14 protein-coding genes are annotated in these 16,329 nt (G+C 67.4%); 10 read left to right on the forward strand and 4 right to left on the reverse strand.

All coding sequences use genetic code 11. The annotated features are described in order from the left end of the window. Positions 1-78: 78 nt before the first annotated feature. Positions 79-1,017, reverse strand: coding sequence for a type I pantothenate kinase (coaA, locus tag M1247_RS04740; RefSeq protein ID WP_317155129.1), 939 nt, complete (start codon positions 1,015-1,017; stop codon positions 79-81). Positions 1,018-1,047: 30 nt separating this feature from the next. Here coaA and M1247_RS04745 point away from each other — a divergent pair, with 30 nt between their 5' ends. The 10 genes from M1247_RS04745 to M1247_RS04790 all read left to right on the forward strand — a co-directional run bounded on the left by M1247_RS04745 (position 1,048) and on the right by M1247_RS04790 (position 12,723). Further along, positions 1,048-2,253, forward strand: a complete 1,206-nt coding sequence (locus M1247_RS04745; RefSeq protein WP_317155130.1) for a DUF885 domain-containing protein — start codon at positions 1,048-1,050, stop codon at positions 2,251-2,253. Between the two features lie 21 nt (positions 2,254-2,274). Continuing rightward, positions 2,275-3,738, forward strand: a complete 1,464-nt coding sequence (locus M1247_RS04750) for a glycine hydroxymethyltransferase (RefSeq protein ID WP_317155131.1) — start codon at positions 2,275-2,277, stop codon at positions 3,736-3,738. Between the two features lie 117 nt (positions 3,739-3,855). Continuing rightward, complete coding sequence (gene glyA, locus M1247_RS04755; RefSeq protein WP_317155599.1) at positions 3,856-5,136, forward strand: serine hydroxymethyltransferase; 1,281 nt, start codon at positions 3,856-3,858, stop codon at positions 5,134-5,136. Positions 5,137-5,188: 52 nt separating this feature from the next. After that, complete coding sequence (locus tag M1247_RS04760) at positions 5,189-6,016, forward strand: acyl-ACP desaturase (protein WP_317155132.1); 828 nt, start codon at positions 5,189-5,191, stop codon at positions 6,014-6,016. Positions 6,017-6,224: 208 nt separating this feature from the next. Then, on the forward strand, positions 6,225-7,538 hold the full coding sequence (locus tag M1247_RS04765) for an RNA 5'-3' helicase PhoH2 (protein ID WP_317155133.1): 1,314 nt from the start codon (positions 6,225-6,227) through the stop codon (positions 7,536-7,538). A 74-nt stretch (positions 7,539-7,612) separates the two neighbouring features. Continuing rightward, on the forward strand, positions 7,613-8,491 hold the full coding sequence (locus tag M1247_RS04770; RefSeq protein ID WP_317155134.1) for a polysaccharide deacetylase family protein: 879 nt from the start codon (positions 7,613-7,615) through the stop codon (positions 8,489-8,491). A 70-nt stretch (positions 8,492-8,561) separates the two neighbouring features. Beyond that, positions 8,562-9,539 carry an Acg family FMN-binding oxidoreductase gene (locus M1247_RS04775; RefSeq protein ID WP_317155135.1) on the forward strand — a complete coding sequence of 326 codons (978 nt, stop codon included), beginning with the start codon at positions 8,562-8,564 and terminating at the stop codon, positions 9,537-9,539. Between the two features lie 9 nt (positions 9,540-9,548). Next, the gene (locus tag M1247_RS04780) at positions 9,549-10,394 is read left to right on the forward strand and encodes a universal stress protein (protein ID WP_317155136.1); all 846 of its coding nucleotides are present in this window, start codon (positions 9,549-9,551) and stop codon (positions 10,392-10,394) included. A gap of 10 nt (positions 10,395-10,404) precedes the next feature. Continuing rightward, a complete protein-coding gene (gene dosR / locus M1247_RS04785) occupies positions 10,405-11,040 on the forward strand; it encodes a hypoxia response regulator transcription factor DosR/DevR (protein ID WP_317155137.1) in 636 nt (211 codons plus the stop codon). Between the two features lie 9 nt (positions 11,041-11,049). Then, entirely contained in the window at positions 11,050-12,723 is a 1,674-nt protein-coding gene (locus M1247_RS04790) for a sensor histidine kinase (protein WP_317155138.1), read from the forward strand. Here M1247_RS04790 and M1247_RS04795 read toward each other — a convergent pair. From M1247_RS04795 to glpX, 3 genes are all read right to left on the reverse strand, one after another. Next, positions 12,720-13,679, reverse strand: a complete 960-nt coding sequence (locus tag M1247_RS04795; RefSeq protein WP_317155139.1) for an Acg family FMN-binding oxidoreductase — start codon at positions 13,677-13,679, stop codon at positions 12,720-12,722. The two genes, M1247_RS04790 and M1247_RS04795, sit on opposite strands and share 4 nt — an antisense overlap. Before the next feature lie 149 nt (positions 13,680-13,828). Continuing rightward, positions 13,829-15,241, reverse strand: a complete 1,413-nt coding sequence (locus M1247_RS04800) for a class II fumarate hydratase (RefSeq protein WP_317155140.1) — start codon at positions 15,239-15,241, stop codon at positions 13,829-13,831. Positions 15,242-15,280: 39 nt separating this feature from the next. Next, positions 15,281-16,309, reverse strand: coding sequence for a class II fructose-bisphosphatase (gene glpX / locus M1247_RS04805; RefSeq protein ID WP_317155141.1), 1,029 nt, complete (start codon positions 16,307-16,309; stop codon positions 15,281-15,283). Positions 16,310-16,329 lie beyond the last annotated feature (20 nt).

Below are 16,329 nucleotides of genomic sequence, written 5' to 3' on the forward strand. Positions count from 1 at the left end.
CCCCAATTGCGGTGTTTTCCGGTACCTACGTGTCTGCTCGCCGGGGAAAAAGGCCGGAGAAAACCGGAGGAAAAGCAACTACAACTTGCGCAGGCGTAACCGGTTGATCGAATGGTCGGCATCCTTGCGCAGCACCAGGGTGGCCCGGGGGCGGGTCGGCAGGATGTTCTCGATCAGGTTGGGCCGGTTGATGGAATGCCAGATGTCGCGTGCGGCGAACACGGCCTGCTCATCGGTCAGCGTGGAGTAGTGGTGGAAGTGTGACGCGGGGTCGGCGAAGGCCGTCGAACGCATCGTCAGGAATCGCGAGATGTACCACTGCTCAATGTCTTCCAGACGCGCATCGACGTAGACCGAGAAGTCGAACAGGTCCGAGACCATCAGCGCCGGACCGGTCTGCAGAACGTTGAGGCCTTCCAGGATGAGAATGTCGGGATGGCGGACGATCTGCTTCTCATTCGGCACGATGTCGTAGAGCAGGTGTGAATACACCGGCGCGCACACCTCGTCGGCACCGGATTTCACCGCCGTGACGAACCGCATCAGCGCCCTGCGGTCATAGCTTTCCGGGAAACCTTTGCGATGCATCAGGTTCCGGCGGTTCAGCTCACTGTTGGAATACAGGAACCCGTCTGTGGTGACCAGGTCGACGCGCAGATGACGCTCCCAGCGGGCCAGCAGCGCCTGCAGCACACGCGCAGTGGTGGATTTGCCCACCGCGACGCTGCCCGCCACCCCGATCACGAACGGCACCGGCCGGTCCGGATTCTGCTGTGGCTCACCGAGGAACTCGGCGGTGGCGGCGAACAACCGCTGCCGCGCCGCCACCTGCAGCTGGATCAACCGGGCGAGCGGCAGGTAGACCTCTTCGACCTCGAGGATGTCGAGTTTCTCACCCATACCGCGCAATCGCAGCAGCTCATCCTCGGTGAGTTTGAGTGGCGTGGACATACGCAATGAACGCCATTGACTTCGGTCGAACTCCACGTAGGGGCTCGGCTCGCTTGGCCGCGGCATTCCGTCAGTCTTGCATTTACGGTTGAGGGCATGGACTCCGGCATGGGCTCAGACGCCCTCATCCGCGAATATCTGCTGCTCGGTTTGCGCTTCGACCGGGTGGAGGAGGGCTACGTCGACTCCTTCACCGGTGACCCCGCGTTGCGCCGCGCCGTCGAGAATGAACCGGCGCCGGACCCGGCCGACCTCGCCCGGCAGGCCGACCGCCTGCTCGCCGCGATACCCGAGGACCTGGATCGCACCCGCGCCGAGTACATCCGCGCGCACCTGCGCGCCCTGAACTGCGCGGGCCGCAAGTTCGCCGGTGAACAGGTCGGCTTCGTCGACGAGGTGGCGGCCTACTTCGACGTGCAGATCAGCAAGGGCGATCCGGAGAAATACCGCGCGGCCCACGTCAAGCTCGACGAGGCGCTCGGCGGCACAGGTCCACTGGCCGACCGCATCCAGGCGCACCGGGCCGGCGATGAGATCCCGCCGGAACGCCTTGAGGAATGCATCCACGCGTTCTCCTCGGCGCTGCGTGACCGGGTGCGCGCCGAATACCCGCTGCCGGAGACCGAAACCATCACCTACGAGGTGGTCACCGACAAACCGTGGTCGGGGTTCAACTACTACCTGGGCAATTACCGCTCGACGGTGGCCGTCAACGCCGACCTCAAGCAGCAGATGGCCAACCTGCCGCGGCTCGTTGCCCACGAGTCCTATCCGGGCCACCACACCGAGCACTGCCGCAAAGAGGCCGGGCTGGTGGTCCGCGGCAACCAGGCCGAACAGACGATCTTCCTCGTCAACACCCCGCAATGCCTGATGGCCGAGGGCCTTGCCGACCTGGCCCTGCACGCCGCGGTCGGTCCCGGTTGGGGAGCCTGGTCCGCCGAGATCTACGCCGATCTGGGGCTGCGGTTCGACGGTGAACGCGCCGAGGCGGTGTCGGAGGCGATGGCCGGGCTGGCCGACGTGCGTCAGGACGCGGCGCTGATGCTGCACGACGAGCACCGCGACGTCGACGATGTCGTCGCGTTCCTCAAGCAGTGGCTTCTGGTCAACGACGAACGGGCCCGCCAGATGCTGCGGTTCCTGTCCTCGCCGCTGTGGCGCGCCTACACCAGCACCTACATCGAGGGATACCGGCTACTGCGGGGCTGGTTGGACTCCCGGCCGCCCGAGGTCAGCCTCACGGCGCGGTTCGGCCGGCTGCTCGATGAGCCACTGATCCCGTCGACGCTGCGAGGATAGGGGCCGACTAGGCTGAATGCCATGGCAGCTGACCCGTCATCCACCTTGCCCGCGGCTACCGGCGCCGATTACGCCGACACCGCCAGCGCCGCTTACCAGGCCGCCTTGCAGGTCATCGAATCCGTCGAACCCCGGATCGCTGCCGCGACCCGCAAAGAACTTGCCGATCAACGCGATTCGCTCAAACTGATCGCCAGCGAGAACTACGCCTCCCCGGCGGTGCTGCTGACCATGGGCAGCTGGTTCTCCGACAAGTATGCCGAGGGCACGATCGGGCACCGGTTCTACGCGGGCTGCCAGAACGTCGACACCGTCGAGGCCCTGGCGGCCGAGCATGCCCGTGAACTGTTCGGCGCGCCGTACGCCTACGCGCAGCCGCACTCCGGCATCGATGCCAATCTCGTTGCCTTCTGGGCGATCCTGGCCACCAGGGTCGAAGCGCCAGAGCTGGCCAAGCTCGGCTCCAAGCACGTCAACGACCTGTCCGAAGCCGACTGGGAGACGCTGCGCAACAAGCTGGGCAACCAACGCCTGCTGGGCATGTCGCTGGACGCAGGCGGGCACCTCACGCACGGCTTCCGCCCCAACATCTCCGGCAAGATGTTCCACCAGCACAGCTACGGGACCAACCCGGAGACCGGCTTCCTGGATTATGACGCCGTCGCCGCTGCCGCCCGCGAGTTCAAGCCGCTGGTGCTGGTCGCCGGTTACTCCGCGTACCCGCGCCGGGTGAACTTCGCCAAGATGCGGGAGATCGCCGACGAGGTCGGCGCCACGCTCATGGTCGACATGGCCCACTTCGCCGGCCTGGTCGCGGGCAAGGTGTTCACCGGTGACGAGGATCCGGTGCCGCACGCCCACGTCACCACCACGACCACACACAAGTCGCTGCGCGGGCCGCGCGGCGGCATGGTGCTGGCCACCGAGGAGTTCGCGCCTGCCGTGGACAAGGGCTGCCCGATGGTGCTGGGCGGCCCGCTGAGCCACGTGATGGCGGCCAAGGCCGTGGCACTGGCCGAGGCGCGCCAGCCTGCCTTCCGGACCTACGCCCAGCAGGTCGCCGACAACGCCCAGGCGCTGGCCGACGGGTTCGTCAAGCGCGATGCCGGCCTGGTCACCGGCGGCACGGACAACCACATCGTGTTGCTCGACGTGCGTTCGTTCGGGCTGACCGGCCGCCAGGCCGAATCGGCCCTGCTCGACGCCGGCGTCGTCACCAACCGCAACTCCGTCCCGGCGGACCCGAACGGCGCCTGGTACACGAGCGGTGTCCGGCTGGGCACGCCCGCATTGACCAGTCGCGGATTCGGCGCCGACGACTTCGACCGGGTCGCGGAACTGATTGTCGACGTGTTGAAGAACACGACAGCCGAGGGGTCGTCCAAGGCCAAGTACAAGCTCGCCGACGGCACTGCCGACCGGGTGCACGCGGCGTCGGCGGAACTGCTCGCCGCCAACCCGCTCTATCCAGGCCTCACGCTCTGAACCCATTGAGCCGTTCTCAGCAAACTCACAGGGGCTGTACAGGGTAGGGCCCCATACCCCCATGGCGTATGCCATTCTGGCCGCGTGACATCCCGAACGCGCGTCTCCACGTCCGTCATGTCCGCCCCGGTCGCTGAAGTCGATCCCGAGATCGCCGAGCTGCTCGACAGAGAACTCGGCCGCCAGCGCGACACGTTGGAGATGATCGCGTCGGAGAACTTCGCGCCCCGATCGGTGCTGCAGGCCCAGGGCAGCATCCTGACCAACAAGTACGCCGAGGGGCTGCCGGGGCGTCGGTACTACGGCGGCTGCGAACACGTCGACGTCATCGAAAACATCGCCCGGGACCGGGCCAGGGCCCTGTTCGGCGCCGAATTCGCCAACGTGCAGCCACATTCCGGCGCCCAGGCGAACGCCGCGGTGCTGGCCGCGCTGATGTCGCCGGGGGAGCGGCTGCTCGGCCTCGACCTGGCCAACGGTGGTCACCTGACCCACGGCATGAAGCTCAACTTCTCCGGCAAGGTCTACGAATCCGGGTTCTACGGCGTGGACCCCGCGACGGGCCTGATCGACATGGACGCGGTGCGTGAACGCGCGTTGGAATTCCGGCCGAAGGTGCTGATCGCCGGATGGTCGGCCTACCCGCGGACGCTGGACTTCGCCGCGTTCCGATCCATCGCCGACGAGGTCGACGCGCATCTGTGGGTCGACATGGCACACTTCGCCGGACTGGTCGCTGCGGACCTGCATCCCAATCCGGTACCGCACGCCGATCTGGTGTCCACCACCGTGCACAAGACCCTCGGCGGCGCCCGGTCCGGGCTGATCCTGGGCAAGTCGCGGTTCGCCAAGCAGTTGAACTCCGCGATGTTCCCCGGCACCCAGGGCGGCCCGGCCATGCAGGTCGTGGCGGGCAAGGCGATCACCTTCAAGATCGCCGGGACGGCGGAGTTCGCCGACCGGCAGGCGCGCACACTGTCCGGCGCCCGCATCCTGGCCGACCGACTGCAGGCCGCCGACGTCGCCGGATCAGGCGTCTCAGTGGTCACCGGCGGCACTGACGTGCACCTGGTGCTGGTTGATCTGCGCAGGTCGCCGCTGGACGGCAGGGCCGCCGAGGATCTGTTGCACGAGATCGGCATCACGGTCAACCGCAATGCCGTGCCCGACGACCCACGCCCGCCGATGGTCACCTCCGGGGTGCGGATCGGCACGTCGGCGCTGGCGACCCGCGGCTTCGACGACACCGAGTTCACCGAGGTCGCCGACATCATCGGTACCGCGCTGGCGCAGGGGCCCGCGGCGGATGTGGCTGCGCTGGCCGACCGGGTGACCCGGCTGGCGCGTGAGTATCCGCTGTATGACGGGTTAGAGGACTGGCAGTTACACAACCGGTGACACGGGCAGGTTGATTTCGAGAAACATGTGAACTCGGGTTACAGTTACTTTCATGGCACAGAAACCTGTCCCTGATGCGTTGACGCTCGAGCTGGAGCCCGTCGTCAACGCCGAACTGCGTCGTCACCTCGACACCGAGGACCTCTGGTACGCGCACGATTACGTGCCGTTCGACCAGGGCGAGAACTTCGCGTTCCTCGGTGGCAAGGACTGGGATCCGTCACAGGTGACGCTGCCCAAGGCCATCACCGATGCGTGCGAGATCCTGCTGATCACCAAGGACAACCTGGCCGGATATCACCGCGAGCTGGTCGAGCACTTCATCCTGGAGGAGAAGTGGGGCCGCTTCCTCGGCCGGTGGACCGCCGAAGAGCACCTGCACGCCGTTGCCCTGCGCAACTATCTCGTCGTCACCCGTGAGATCGACCCGGCCGCCAATGAGGACGTCCGCGTCGAACACGTGATGAAGGGCTACCGCGCCGACAACTTCAGCCAGATCGAGACGCTCGTGTTCATGGCGTTCTTCGAACGGTCCCATGCGGTGTTCTGCCGCAACCTGCAGGCACAGGCCGACGAGCCGGCGCTGGTCGCCATGCTCGGCCGTATCGCCGCCGACGAAGCGCGGCACGAGGAGTTCTTCGCCAACCTCGTCTCGTCGTTACTCGCACAGCACCGCGGCGAGGTCATCGCCGCGATCGCCGCACGGGCCGCCGGACTCGACGTGATCGGCGCTGACATCGACGCCTACCAGGACAAAGTGGCCGTGCTGGCGGAGTCCGGCATCTTCGACAAGGCCGCCCTGGGCCGCGTGATCTCCGACCGGATCACCGCGTGGGGACTGGCCGACGAAGCCGAACTCCAACAGTTCATCCAGGCGTAACTCGCCGGGCGCGAAACACCGGCGCGCCAGAGGACAACCCCGCCGCGGCGGGAGTAGCGTCGAATCCGATGGCTAGCGACATGCTCTGTCGTCCGGGCGGTACCGATCGTTTTGATCGCGAAAGGACCGGCCCCGGTCCTGGCACCGCAGCGTCCACCGAGAAGTTCGTGTGGGGCCGCATAACGAGCTTCGCCTCTAGGAGCGCCACGTGACTGATTCGCCTGTCCGTACCTATGTGCTCGACACCTCCGTGTTGCTGTCCGATCCATGGGCATGCAGCCGGTTTGCCGAGCATGAAGTGGTGGTTCCGCTGATTGTCATCAGCGAATTGGAAGCCAAACGGCATCACCATGAGCTGGGCTGGTTCGCCCGGCAGGCGCTGCGGATGTTCGACGACCTGCGGCTCGAGCATGGACGGCTGGATCAGCCGATTCCCGTTGGGACACAAGGTGGAACCCTGCAAGTCGAACTCAATCACAGCGATCCCTCGGTATTGCCCGCCGGGTTCCGCACCGACAGCAATGATCACCGCATCCTGACCTGCGCGGCCAACCTGGCCGCGGAGGGCAAGTCGGTTACGTTGGTGAGCAAGGATATTCCGCTGCGGGTCAAGGCCGGCGCGGTGGGGATCGCCGCGGACGAGTACCACGCCCAGGACGTCATCGTGTCCGGCTGGACGGGGATGACCGAAATGGATGTCGCCCCCGAGGACATCGACACCATGTTCGCCGACGGGGAAACCGATCTGGCCGAGGCCCGAGACCTTCCCTGCCATACCGGAATTCGTCTGCTGGGCGGAAACTCCCACGCACTGGGGCGGGTCAACGCGGCCAAGCGTGTGCAGCTGGTCCGCGGCGACCGCGAGGTGTTCGGGCTGCGCGGCCGTTCCGCCGAACAGCGCGTGGCACTGGATCTGCTGCTCGACGAGTCGATCGGCATCGTGTCGCTCGGCGGCAAGGCCGGGACCGGGAAGTCGGCGTTGGCGCTGTGCGCGGGCCTGGAGGCGGTGCTGGAGCGTCGTACCCAGCGCAAAGTGGTGGTGTTCCGGCCGCTCTATGCCGTCGGTGGACAGGAACTGGGCTACCTGCCCGGCAGTGAGAGCGAGAAGATGGGGCCGTGGGCGCAGGCCGTCTTCGACACCCTGGAGGGGCTGGCCAGCCCCGCGGTGCTCGAAGAGGTGCTCTCCCGCGGCATGCTCGAAGTCCTACCGCTGACCCACATCCGGGGTCGTTCACTGCACGATTCGTTCGTGATCGTCGACGAGGCCCAGTCGTTGGAACGCAACGTGCTGTTGACCGTGTTGAGCCGCCTCGGGAGTGGATCGCGTGTGGTCCTCACCCACGACGTCGCCCAGCGCGACAACCTGCGGGTGGGCAGGCACGACGGCGTGGCAGCGGTGATCGAGAAGCTCAAAGGTCACCCGCTGTTCGCCCACATCACCCTGCAGCGCAGCGAGCGTTCGCCGATCGCGGCGCTGGTGACCGAGATGCTGGAGGAGATCAGCCCCGGTGCCCTGCCCTGAGTGCGATTTCGGCGTGATCGGTTTCGCTGAGCGTGACAGATCACGCCGAAATCGCCGCCCGGTAGGCTGCCAACGTGCCGCAGAGTCGTCGCCGTAGCCAATCCTGGCGCTGGACTGTCGTCGGCGTGGCCGCCGCGGTCGCGGTGTTGGTCATCGGCGGGCTCACCGGACACATCCGCCGTGACGACCCCGACGACGTCGATTGCGGCAAGGTCAACTGCATCGCGCTGACGTTCGACGACGGCCCAGGCCCCTACACCGACCGGTTGCTGCAGATCCTCAAGGACAACGATGCCAAGGCGACGTTCTTCCTGATCGGCAACAAGGTGGCGGCCAACCCCGAGGGTGCCGAACGGATCGCCGCGGCGGGCATGGAGATCGGCAGCCACACCTGGGAGCACCCCAACATGACCGCGATCCCACCGCAGGACATTCCGGCCCAGTTCAGCCGGTCCAGTGACGCCATCGAGGCGGCGACCGGGACGAGGCCGAAACTGGTCCGCACCGCCGGTGGTCTGGTCAACGATCAAGTGTTGGCCGAGGCGAAAAAGCAAGGGCTGGCAGACATCAACTGGGACGTCATCCCGTTCGACTGGGCCAACGACGCCAATACCGCGGCCACCCGCTACATGCTGATGACGCAGATCAGACCGGGTGCTGTCGTACTTTTACATGACACCTACTCCTCGACAGTGGACCTGGTGCAGCAGTTCATCCCCGTGCTCAAGGCCAACGACTACCACCTGGTGACGGTGAGCCACATGCTCGGGGAACGCGCACCGGGCAGCAGTTACGGCAGCCGCGAGAACGGTCCACCGGTGAACGGTCTGCGCGACATCCCGCCCGAAGACATCCCGTCGCTGCCGAACACCCCGTCGCCGGCGCCGATGCCCAACTTCCCGATCACCGACATCCCCGGCGCCAACTCCGGCGGACCGAACAACGGGGCATGAGACTTAGGTCGCACCGGACTGAGGACCAAAGCCTCTAACCGCTGGAGGCCGGGTCGGCGAGGCTGTTGGCATGCCCGACACCATGATCGACCCCGCAGTACTCTCCAACGCCGTGCAGTTGGCATCCCGTGCGCCGTCGCTGCACAACACTCAACCGTGGCGATGGGTGGCCGACAAGGCGTTGCAGCTGTTCCTGGACCCCGACCGGGTGGTGCGCTCGACAGACCGGTCGGCCCGCGAGGCGGTGATCAGCTGCGGGGTGATGCTGGACCATCTGCGAGTGGCGATGGCATCGGCAGGCTGGAGTACCAGCGTGGAGCGGTTCCCCAACCCGAACAACCGGGATCACCTGGCCACACTGCAGTTCCACCCGATGGAGTTCGTCACCGACGCGCACCGTCGGCGCGCCGGCGCGATCCTGTCGCGCCGGACCGACCGGCTCCCGATGGCAGCACCGCCCGACTGGGCGTCGTTCGAACCGCTGCTGCGCCTGCGACTGTCGGACGGGCCGGTGCATCTCGACGTCGTGGCCGACGAGGCCCGCGCCGAGCTTGCCGAGGCTGCCGCGCTGAGCGAGTCTCTGCGCCTATACGATTCCTCGTATCACGCCGAGCTCACCTGGTGGACAACGCCTTTCGCAACCGAAGAAGGAGTACCGCAGAGCTCGCTGGTGTCGGCAGCCGAGAATGACCGGGTCGCGTTGTCCCGTTCCTTCCCCGTGACCAACCACAGTGACCGGCGGCAGAGCATCGGCGCCGACGCCGCGGCGATCCTGGTGCTCTCCACCGACGGGTACAGCCGCGAAGACGCTCTGGATGCCGGGGAGGCCCTTTCGGCAATGCTGTTGGAGTGCACGCTGATCGGCCTGGCAACCTGCCCGGTGACGCATGTGACCGAACTGCACGCCAGCCGCGACATCGTCGCGAAGCTGATCGACCGGGACGCCTGCCCGCAGGCCCTGATCCGGGCGGGCGTCGCACCGGCGCTGGAAGGCGTCCCGCCGCCGACGCCACGGCGGCCCATCGACGACATCCTCACCTTCGCTTAGGAGTTGACCATGAGGCCTTTGCACGCTGTGGTCGTCGGGATCGACGGCTCACGCACCGCGGTGGACGCCGCGCTGTGGGCGATCAGAGAAGCGCTCAGCCGTGATGTTCCGCTGCTCCTGCTCTACGCCGTCGGGCCTGCGGGCACAGCCGATGATCACCACGACGCATCCCGCGCGCTGGCCGCCGCCGAGGCAGCGGTGCGGCAGCGGTTCACCGGGGAATCCTCCGAAGGCCCCGTGAAGATCGAACAGGAAGTGGTGCGGGACAATCCGGTTCGGGCGCTGATCGCCGCCTCGCACACGGCGGCCATGGTATGTGTGGGCACGATTGGGCTCAAGCATGCCAGCCGGGGCCGGATCGGTTCCACTGCAGCAGGTCTCGTGAAGGCCGCACACTGTCCGGTCGCCGTGGTCCGGGCCTCCGCGCCCCAGCGTGACCGCAGGGTCGTGGTCGAGGTCGACGGCAGGCCGTCCAGTGCCGCGGTGCTGCAGACCGGTGTCGACGAGGCGCTGCTGCGTGGTGCGCCGCTGTGCGTGCTGGCCACGTGGCAGAACCGGAACCGCGAGATGTACGACGCATCGGCGGTGGCCGACCGCAATCGGCTCGCACAGGCGCAGCTGGACCGGCGGCTCTCGCGCTGGCGTCGTCAGCACCCGGGGCTGGAGGTGGAAACGATCACCGGCCACCGCAGCATCCTGGAATACCTGGCTGCGCATCGGGAGTCTGTGCAACTGGCCGTGGTCGGTGCGGAACGCGCCGGCGGCACCGGTGAGCTCGCCGGGCCGCCCGGGATTGCGGTGCTGGCCGGCTCCGACTGCTCGCTGCTCACTTGCCATCGACAGCAGCGGTTGTGAGACTCGAAGGATGATCAGAGTTTTCCTGGTCGACGACCACGAGGTGGTGCGGCGCGGCTTGATCGACCTGCTCGGCGCCGACCCGGAGCTGGAGGTCGTCGGCGAGGCGGACTCGGTGGCCCAGGCACTGGCCCGGATACCGGCGTTGGCGCCCGACGTCGCAGTGCTCGATGTCCGGCTACCCGACGGCAACGGAATCGAGTTGTGCCGGGATCTGTTGTCGCGCATGCCGGATCTGCGATGCCTGATGCTGACGTCGTTCACCTCCGACGAGGCGATGCTGGATGCAATCCTGGCCGGCGCGAGCGGCTACGTCGTCAAGGACATCAAGGGCATGGAGCTCGCGCAGGCGATCAAGGATGTCGGCGCGGGCCGGTCCCTGCTCGACAACCGGGCGGCTGCGGCGTTGATGGCAAAACTGCGCGGTGACGCCGAACGCTCCGATCCGTTGTCGGGGCTGACCCAACAGGAACGCGTGCTGCTCGACCTGCTCGGTGAGGGGCTGACCAACAAGCAGATCGCCGCCAGGATGTTCCTTGCCGAGAAGACCGTCAAGAACTACGTCTCCCGGTTGTTGGCCAAGCTGGGAATGGAGCGACGTACCCAGGCCGCGGTGTTCGTCTCCAAGCTCGACCGCCACGGATAGGTTGGTGCAGTGACCGACGATCAGGGTGCCTTGCGGACGACCCTGTCCCAGTTGCGGTTGCGCGAACTGCTGACCGAGGTCCAGGACCGCGTCGAGCAGATCCTGACCGGCCGGGACCGGCTCGACGGGCTGGTCGAGGCGATGCTCGCGGTGACCTCCGGGCTGGATCTAGACGTCACCTTGAGCACCATCGTCCACACCGCGATCGAGCTGGTCGACGCCCGTTACGGCGCTCTGGGCGTGCGTGGTGAGGGCCATGAGCTGGTCGAGTTCGTCAACGAGGGCATCGACGACGCGACGCGGCAGCGCATCGGGCATCTGCCAGAGGGACGCGGTGTGCTCGGGGTACTGATCGACGACCCGCACCCCATCCGGCTCGACGACATCCACGAGCATTCCGCTTCGGTCGGCTTCCCGCCGGGTCACCCGCCGATGCGGACCTTCCTCGGTGTGCCGGTCCGGATCCGCGACGAGGTGTTCGGCAACCTGTACCTCACCGACAAGAAGAACGGCCAGCCGTTCAGTGAGGACGACGAGGTGCTGGTCGAGGCGTTGGCTGCGGCTGCGGGGATCGCCGTCGACAACGCCCGGCTCTACGAGCAATCGCGCGCCAGGCACGCCTGGATCGCCGCGACCCGCGACATCGGCAGCGCCCTGCTCGCGGGCACTGACCCGGCCACGGTGTTTCGTCTCGTCGCCGATGAGGCGCTCAAACTGACCGGTGCCGACGGTGCGCTGGTGGCGGTTCCGGTCGACGCCGAGGCGCCTGCTTCCGAGGTGGCCACGCTGGTGGTGGTCGCGACGGCGGGCACCGTCGCCGAATTGGACACGATCCCGGTGACGGACAGCCCCGTAGGCACCGCGTTCCGCGCGGGCGTTCCGCAGCGCCTGGACCGGCTCGACCTGGCCGGCGGACCCGCGCTGGTGCTGCCGTTGCGGGCCACCGACACCGTGGCCGGGGTGCTGGTCGCGGTGCGCGGCGAGGGCGGCCGGGTCTTCAGCGCAGAGCAGTTGGACATGGCGGCGGGCTTCGCCGATCAGGCCGCGCTTGCCTGGCAGCAGGCGACGTCGCAACGCCGCGTGCGTGAACTCGAGATCCTCGCCGACCGCGACCGGATCGCCCGCGATCTGCACGACCACGTGATCCAGCGTCTGTTCGCGGTGGGCTTGAACCTGCAGGGGACAATCCCGCGGGCCCGGTCGGCCGAGGTGCAACAGCGGCTCACCGACAGCGTCGACGATCTGCAGGCCGTCATCCAGGACATCCGCACCGCCATCTTCGACCTGCACGGTCCTCCCGCAGGCGCGACGCGGCTGCGGCAGCGGCTGGATGAGGTGATCGCACAGTTCGCCGGGGCCGGGCTGCACACCACGGCGCAGTTCGTGGGACCGCTGTCGGTGGTCGACGCCACGCTGGCCGAGCACGCCGAGGCGGTGTTGCGTGAAGCGGTGAGCAACGCCGTAAGGCATTCCGGGGCAACCGAACTGACGGTGCGGGTGAAGGTCGAGGACGACCTGTGTATCGAGGTCGCCGACAACGGCAGCGGCATCAGTGGCCCCGTCACGGAAAGCGGTTTGGCGAATCTGCGTGACCGCGCCGCCTCGGCGGCCGGCGAGTTGAACGTCGAGAACCGTTCCGGCGGAGGCACTGTGCTGCGCTGGACGGTGCCCCTGCCGGTTTAGACGCGGGGTTTGCGGCGTGGCGTGGCAGGCAGTAGGTCGGCGTCCGCGGCTGGCCAGCCCACCCGGACCAGCATCTGCGGATATTCGCGTGAATCGAAAAGCTCGTCGCGCAACGCCGCCCGCGTTTCTGCCACCTCGAGTGGCTCGGTGATCGGGCAGGTCGCCATGCCCAGCGCGGTCGCGGTGAGCAGCAGCAGGCTGGTGGCTTCACCGGCGCGCAGCCGCGCCAGCGCATCGTCGTCGCGGGTGCCCAGCGCCAGCACCACGCCGTGATCGCCGGCACCGCTGCTGTTGGTCGGCTGCATCAGGACCGGCCCGGCGAACAGGCGCCCGGGCACGGGCGCCGACGGATCCGGGGCGGGCGTGCTGTGTGCGGGAATCCCGGCCAGCGACGCGTAACGCCCGCTCCACCTGGTCAGCTCGCTGAGATACTCGTAGTCCGACACGTGACGCGAAACTGCCTGGTCGATAACCGCATTCAGGTCAGTCAGCGACTCCACGCGACGCATCGCCACACCCGAACGGGCGACCCGGGCGCCGATCAGCGCGATGTCGGCGGGGGATACCTCTCTGGCGCTGTAATGGCGACGATCGGTGCGGCGGTCCTGTATCGCGGTGGCCAGCTTCACCTCGACGTCGGCGCTCGGGTGCGGCGTCATGGTGATGGCGGCAAGGTGATTCGGGTCGCCGGGGTCGGGTAGCCGGTGCACCGTGGCCTTCCAGTCCAGGCTGGCCAGCGCGACGACGCAGTGGTGCAGCGTGGCACCGCAGCTCAGCTGTAGGTCGCGGCAGTCGGGGTCGGTGGCGGGCAGGTGGCGTTCGGGGTCGGCGTACAGGTGCAGACTGTGGCCGCGGACCACCCAGCGCCACGGCTGCGAGTTGTGCACCGACGGCGCCCGGACCGCCAGCGACAGGGCGGCTCGCAGGGTCTCGGCGTCGGGAAACCTACTACTCACTCCTCCACGGTGCGCCCCCGCGGGACGCCGCGGTAGGGCACAAAGTCCCACATTCTTGCGGTCACCTTCCCCGGCGAGCAGACACTCAGGTACCCCGCGAGCGGTGTTTTCGGGGACCTAACTGTCTGCTCGCCCAGGAAAAGGTGGGCTTACTCGCCCGGCTTGACCTTCGCCATGGCGAGCACGTCGAGACGCTTGTCGAGCTCGGCCTCCGAGAGCTTGTCGCCGATCAGGCCGCGGTCGATCACGGTCTGGCGGATGGTCTTGCGCTCCTTGAGCGCTTCCTTGGCCACCTTGGCGGCCTCCTCGTAACCGATCGCCGAGTTCAGCGGCGTCACGATCGACGGCGAGGACTCGGCCTGGTCGCGCATGTGGGCCTCGTTGGCGACCAGGCCGTCGATGCAGCGCTCGGCGAACAGCCGCGACACATTGGACAGCAGGGTGAACGACTCCAGCACATTGCGGGCCATCATCGGGATGTACACGTTCAGCTCGAAAGCACCTGACAGCCCGCCGACCGTGACGGCGGCGTCATTGCCGATGACCTGGGCGGCGACCTGGGTAACCGCCTCGGGCAGAACGGGATTGACCTTGCCCGGCATGATCGAGCTGCCCGGCTGCAGATCGGGCAGCTGAATCTCGCCTAGCCCGGTCAACGGGCCGGAGCCCATCCAGCGCACGTCGTTGGCGATCTTGGTCAGCGAGGCCGCGATGGTCTTGAGCGCACCCGAGGCCTCCACCAGGCCGTCGCGGGCCGCCTGCGCCTCGAAAGCGTCTGTGGCGGTGCGCAGTTCGGCCAGGCCGGTTTGGCTGACCAGCACCTCGACCACCTTGGCGCCGAACCCGTCGGGCGCATTGAGCCCGGTGCCGACGGCGGTGCCGCCGATCGCCAGCTCGCCCAGGCGCGGCAGCGTCGCCTTCACTCGTTCGATGCCTGCCTCGATCTGGCGGGCGTAGCCGCCGAACTCCTGGCCCAGGGTCACCGGCACGGCGTCCATCAGGTGGGTGCGGCCGGATTTCACCACGGTGCGCCACTGACGAGCCTTGCCGGCCAGCGACTCATGCAGTACCTCGAGGGCCGGGATCAGGTGACGCACAGCGGCTTCCGTCGCCGCGATGTGGGTGGCGGTGGGGAAGGTGTCGTTGGAGCTCTGTGACATGTTGACGTCGTCGTTGGGATGCACCGACACACCGTTGGCAGCCGCGATGGACGCGATCACTTCATTGGTGTTCATGTTGGAGCTGGTGCCCGAACCGGTCTGGAACACGTCGATCGGGAACTGGTCGTCGTGCTTGCCGTCGGCGATCTCACCGGCGGCGGCGATGATCGCGTCGGCCTTCTCCGGTGCCAGCAGGCCGAGGTCCTTGTTGACCTGTGCGCATGCTGCTTTCAGCAGACCCAGGGCCCTGATCTGGGTGCGCTCCAGGCCGCGGAAGGAGATCGGGAAGTTCTCCACTGCCCGCTGGGTCTGCGCGCGCCACAGCGCATTCTTCGGCACCCGCACTTCACCCATGGTGTCGTGCTCGATGCGGTACTCGACGTCGTTGTCGGCGGTGGCCATGTGCTCCCTGTTCGTCGGATTGAGTAGGTAGATGTCGGGTTATGGAAGGGGATAGGCGGCGGACTTGTCGCCGGTGAAGTCGACCGAGGAATACTCGTTGAGCTTGGCGAGGCGGTGGTAGGCCTCGATCATCCGGACGGTGCCGGACTTGGATCGCATCACGATCGACTGGGTGGTGCAGCCGCCACCGTAGTACTGGACGCCCTTGAGCAGGTCGCCGTCGGTGACGCCGGTGGCCGAGAAGAAGACGTTCTCGCCCGACACCAGGTCCTCGGTGTGCAACACCCGATCCAGGTCGTGCCCGGCGTCGATGGCCTTCTGGCGTTCGGCGTCGTCGGTAGGCGCCAGCACTGCCTGGATCGCGCCGCCCATGCAGCGGATCGCGGCCGCGGTGATGATGCCCTCGGGGGTGCCGCCGATGCCTGCGAGCAGATCGGTGCCCGAATTGGGCCGGCACGCCGAGATCGCGCCCGCGACGTCACCGTCGGAGATCAGCCGGATCCGCGCGCCGGCGTCGCGCACGTCCTGGATCAGCTGCGCGTGGCGGGGCCGGTCCAGCACGCACACCGTGAGGTCGGCGACGCTGGAGTTCTTGACCTTTGCGACCTTGCGGATGTTCTCGCCGATGGGGGCGGTGATGTCGATGACGTCGACCGCGTCGGGGCCGACGGCGATCTTGTTCATGTAGAACACCGCCGACGGGTCGAACATCGCCCCGCGCTCGGCGACCGCGAGCACCGAGATCGCGTTGGGCATGCCCTTGCTCATCAGTGTGGTGCCGTCGACCGGGTCGACAGCGAAGTCGCATTCCGGGCCGTCGCCGTTGCCGACCTCTTCGCCGTTGTAGAGCATCGGGGCGTTGTCCTTCTCGCCCTCGCCGATCACCACCACACCGCGCATCGAGACCGAATTGACCAGCTCACGCATGGCGTCGACGGCAGCCCCGTCACCGCCCTCCTTGTCGCCACGGCCCACCCAGCGGCCTGCGGCCATGGCGCCCGCCTCGGTTACCCGGACGAGCTCGAGGGCAAGGTTACGATCCGGGGCTTCACCGCGCGAGGGACTCATGGCTGGGATTCTCCCAGAAC

This window comes from Mycobacterium appelbergii, assembly GCF_032883035.1.
In the GTDB taxonomy this organism is placed as follows: Bacteria; Actinomycetota; Actinomycetes; order Mycobacteriales; family Mycobacteriaceae; genus Mycobacterium; species Mycobacterium appelbergii.

Bases quoted from the DNA above. Each gene is read 5' to 3' on its own strand.
- coaA (WP_317155129.1), bottom strand. From the start codon at position 1,017: ATGCCGCGGCCAAGCGAGCCGAGCCCCTACGTGGAGTTCGACCGAAGT.
- M1247_RS04745 (WP_317155130.1), top strand. From the start codon at position 1,048: ATGGACTCCGGCATGGGCTCAGACGCCCTCATCCGCGAATATCTGCTG.
- M1247_RS04750 (WP_317155131.1), top strand. From the start codon at position 2,275: ATGGCAGCTGACCCGTCATCCACCTTGCCCGCGGCTACCGGCGCCGAT.
- glyA (WP_317155599.1), top strand. From the start codon at position 3,856: ATGTCCGCCCCGGTCGCTGAAGTCGATCCCGAGATCGCCGAGCTGCTC.
- M1247_RS04760 (WP_317155132.1), top strand. From the start codon at position 5,189: ATGGCACAGAAACCTGTCCCTGATGCGTTGACGCTCGAGCTGGAGCCC.
- M1247_RS04775 (WP_317155135.1), top strand. From the start codon at position 8,562: ATGCCCGACACCATGATCGACCCCGCAGTACTCTCCAACGCCGTGCAG.
- M1247_RS04780 (WP_317155136.1), top strand. From the start codon at position 9,549: ATGAGGCCTTTGCACGCTGTGGTCGTCGGGATCGACGGCTCACGCACC.
- dosR (WP_317155137.1), top strand. From the start codon at position 10,405: ATGATCAGAGTTTTCCTGGTCGACGACCACGAGGTGGTGCGGCGCGGC.
- M1247_RS04800 (WP_317155140.1), bottom strand. From the start codon at position 15,241: ATGGCCACCGCCGACAACGACGTCGAGTACCGCATCGAGCACGACACC.
- glpX (WP_317155141.1), bottom strand. From the start codon at position 16,309: ATGAGTCCCTCGCGCGGTGAAGCCCCGGATCGTAACCTTGCCCTCGAG.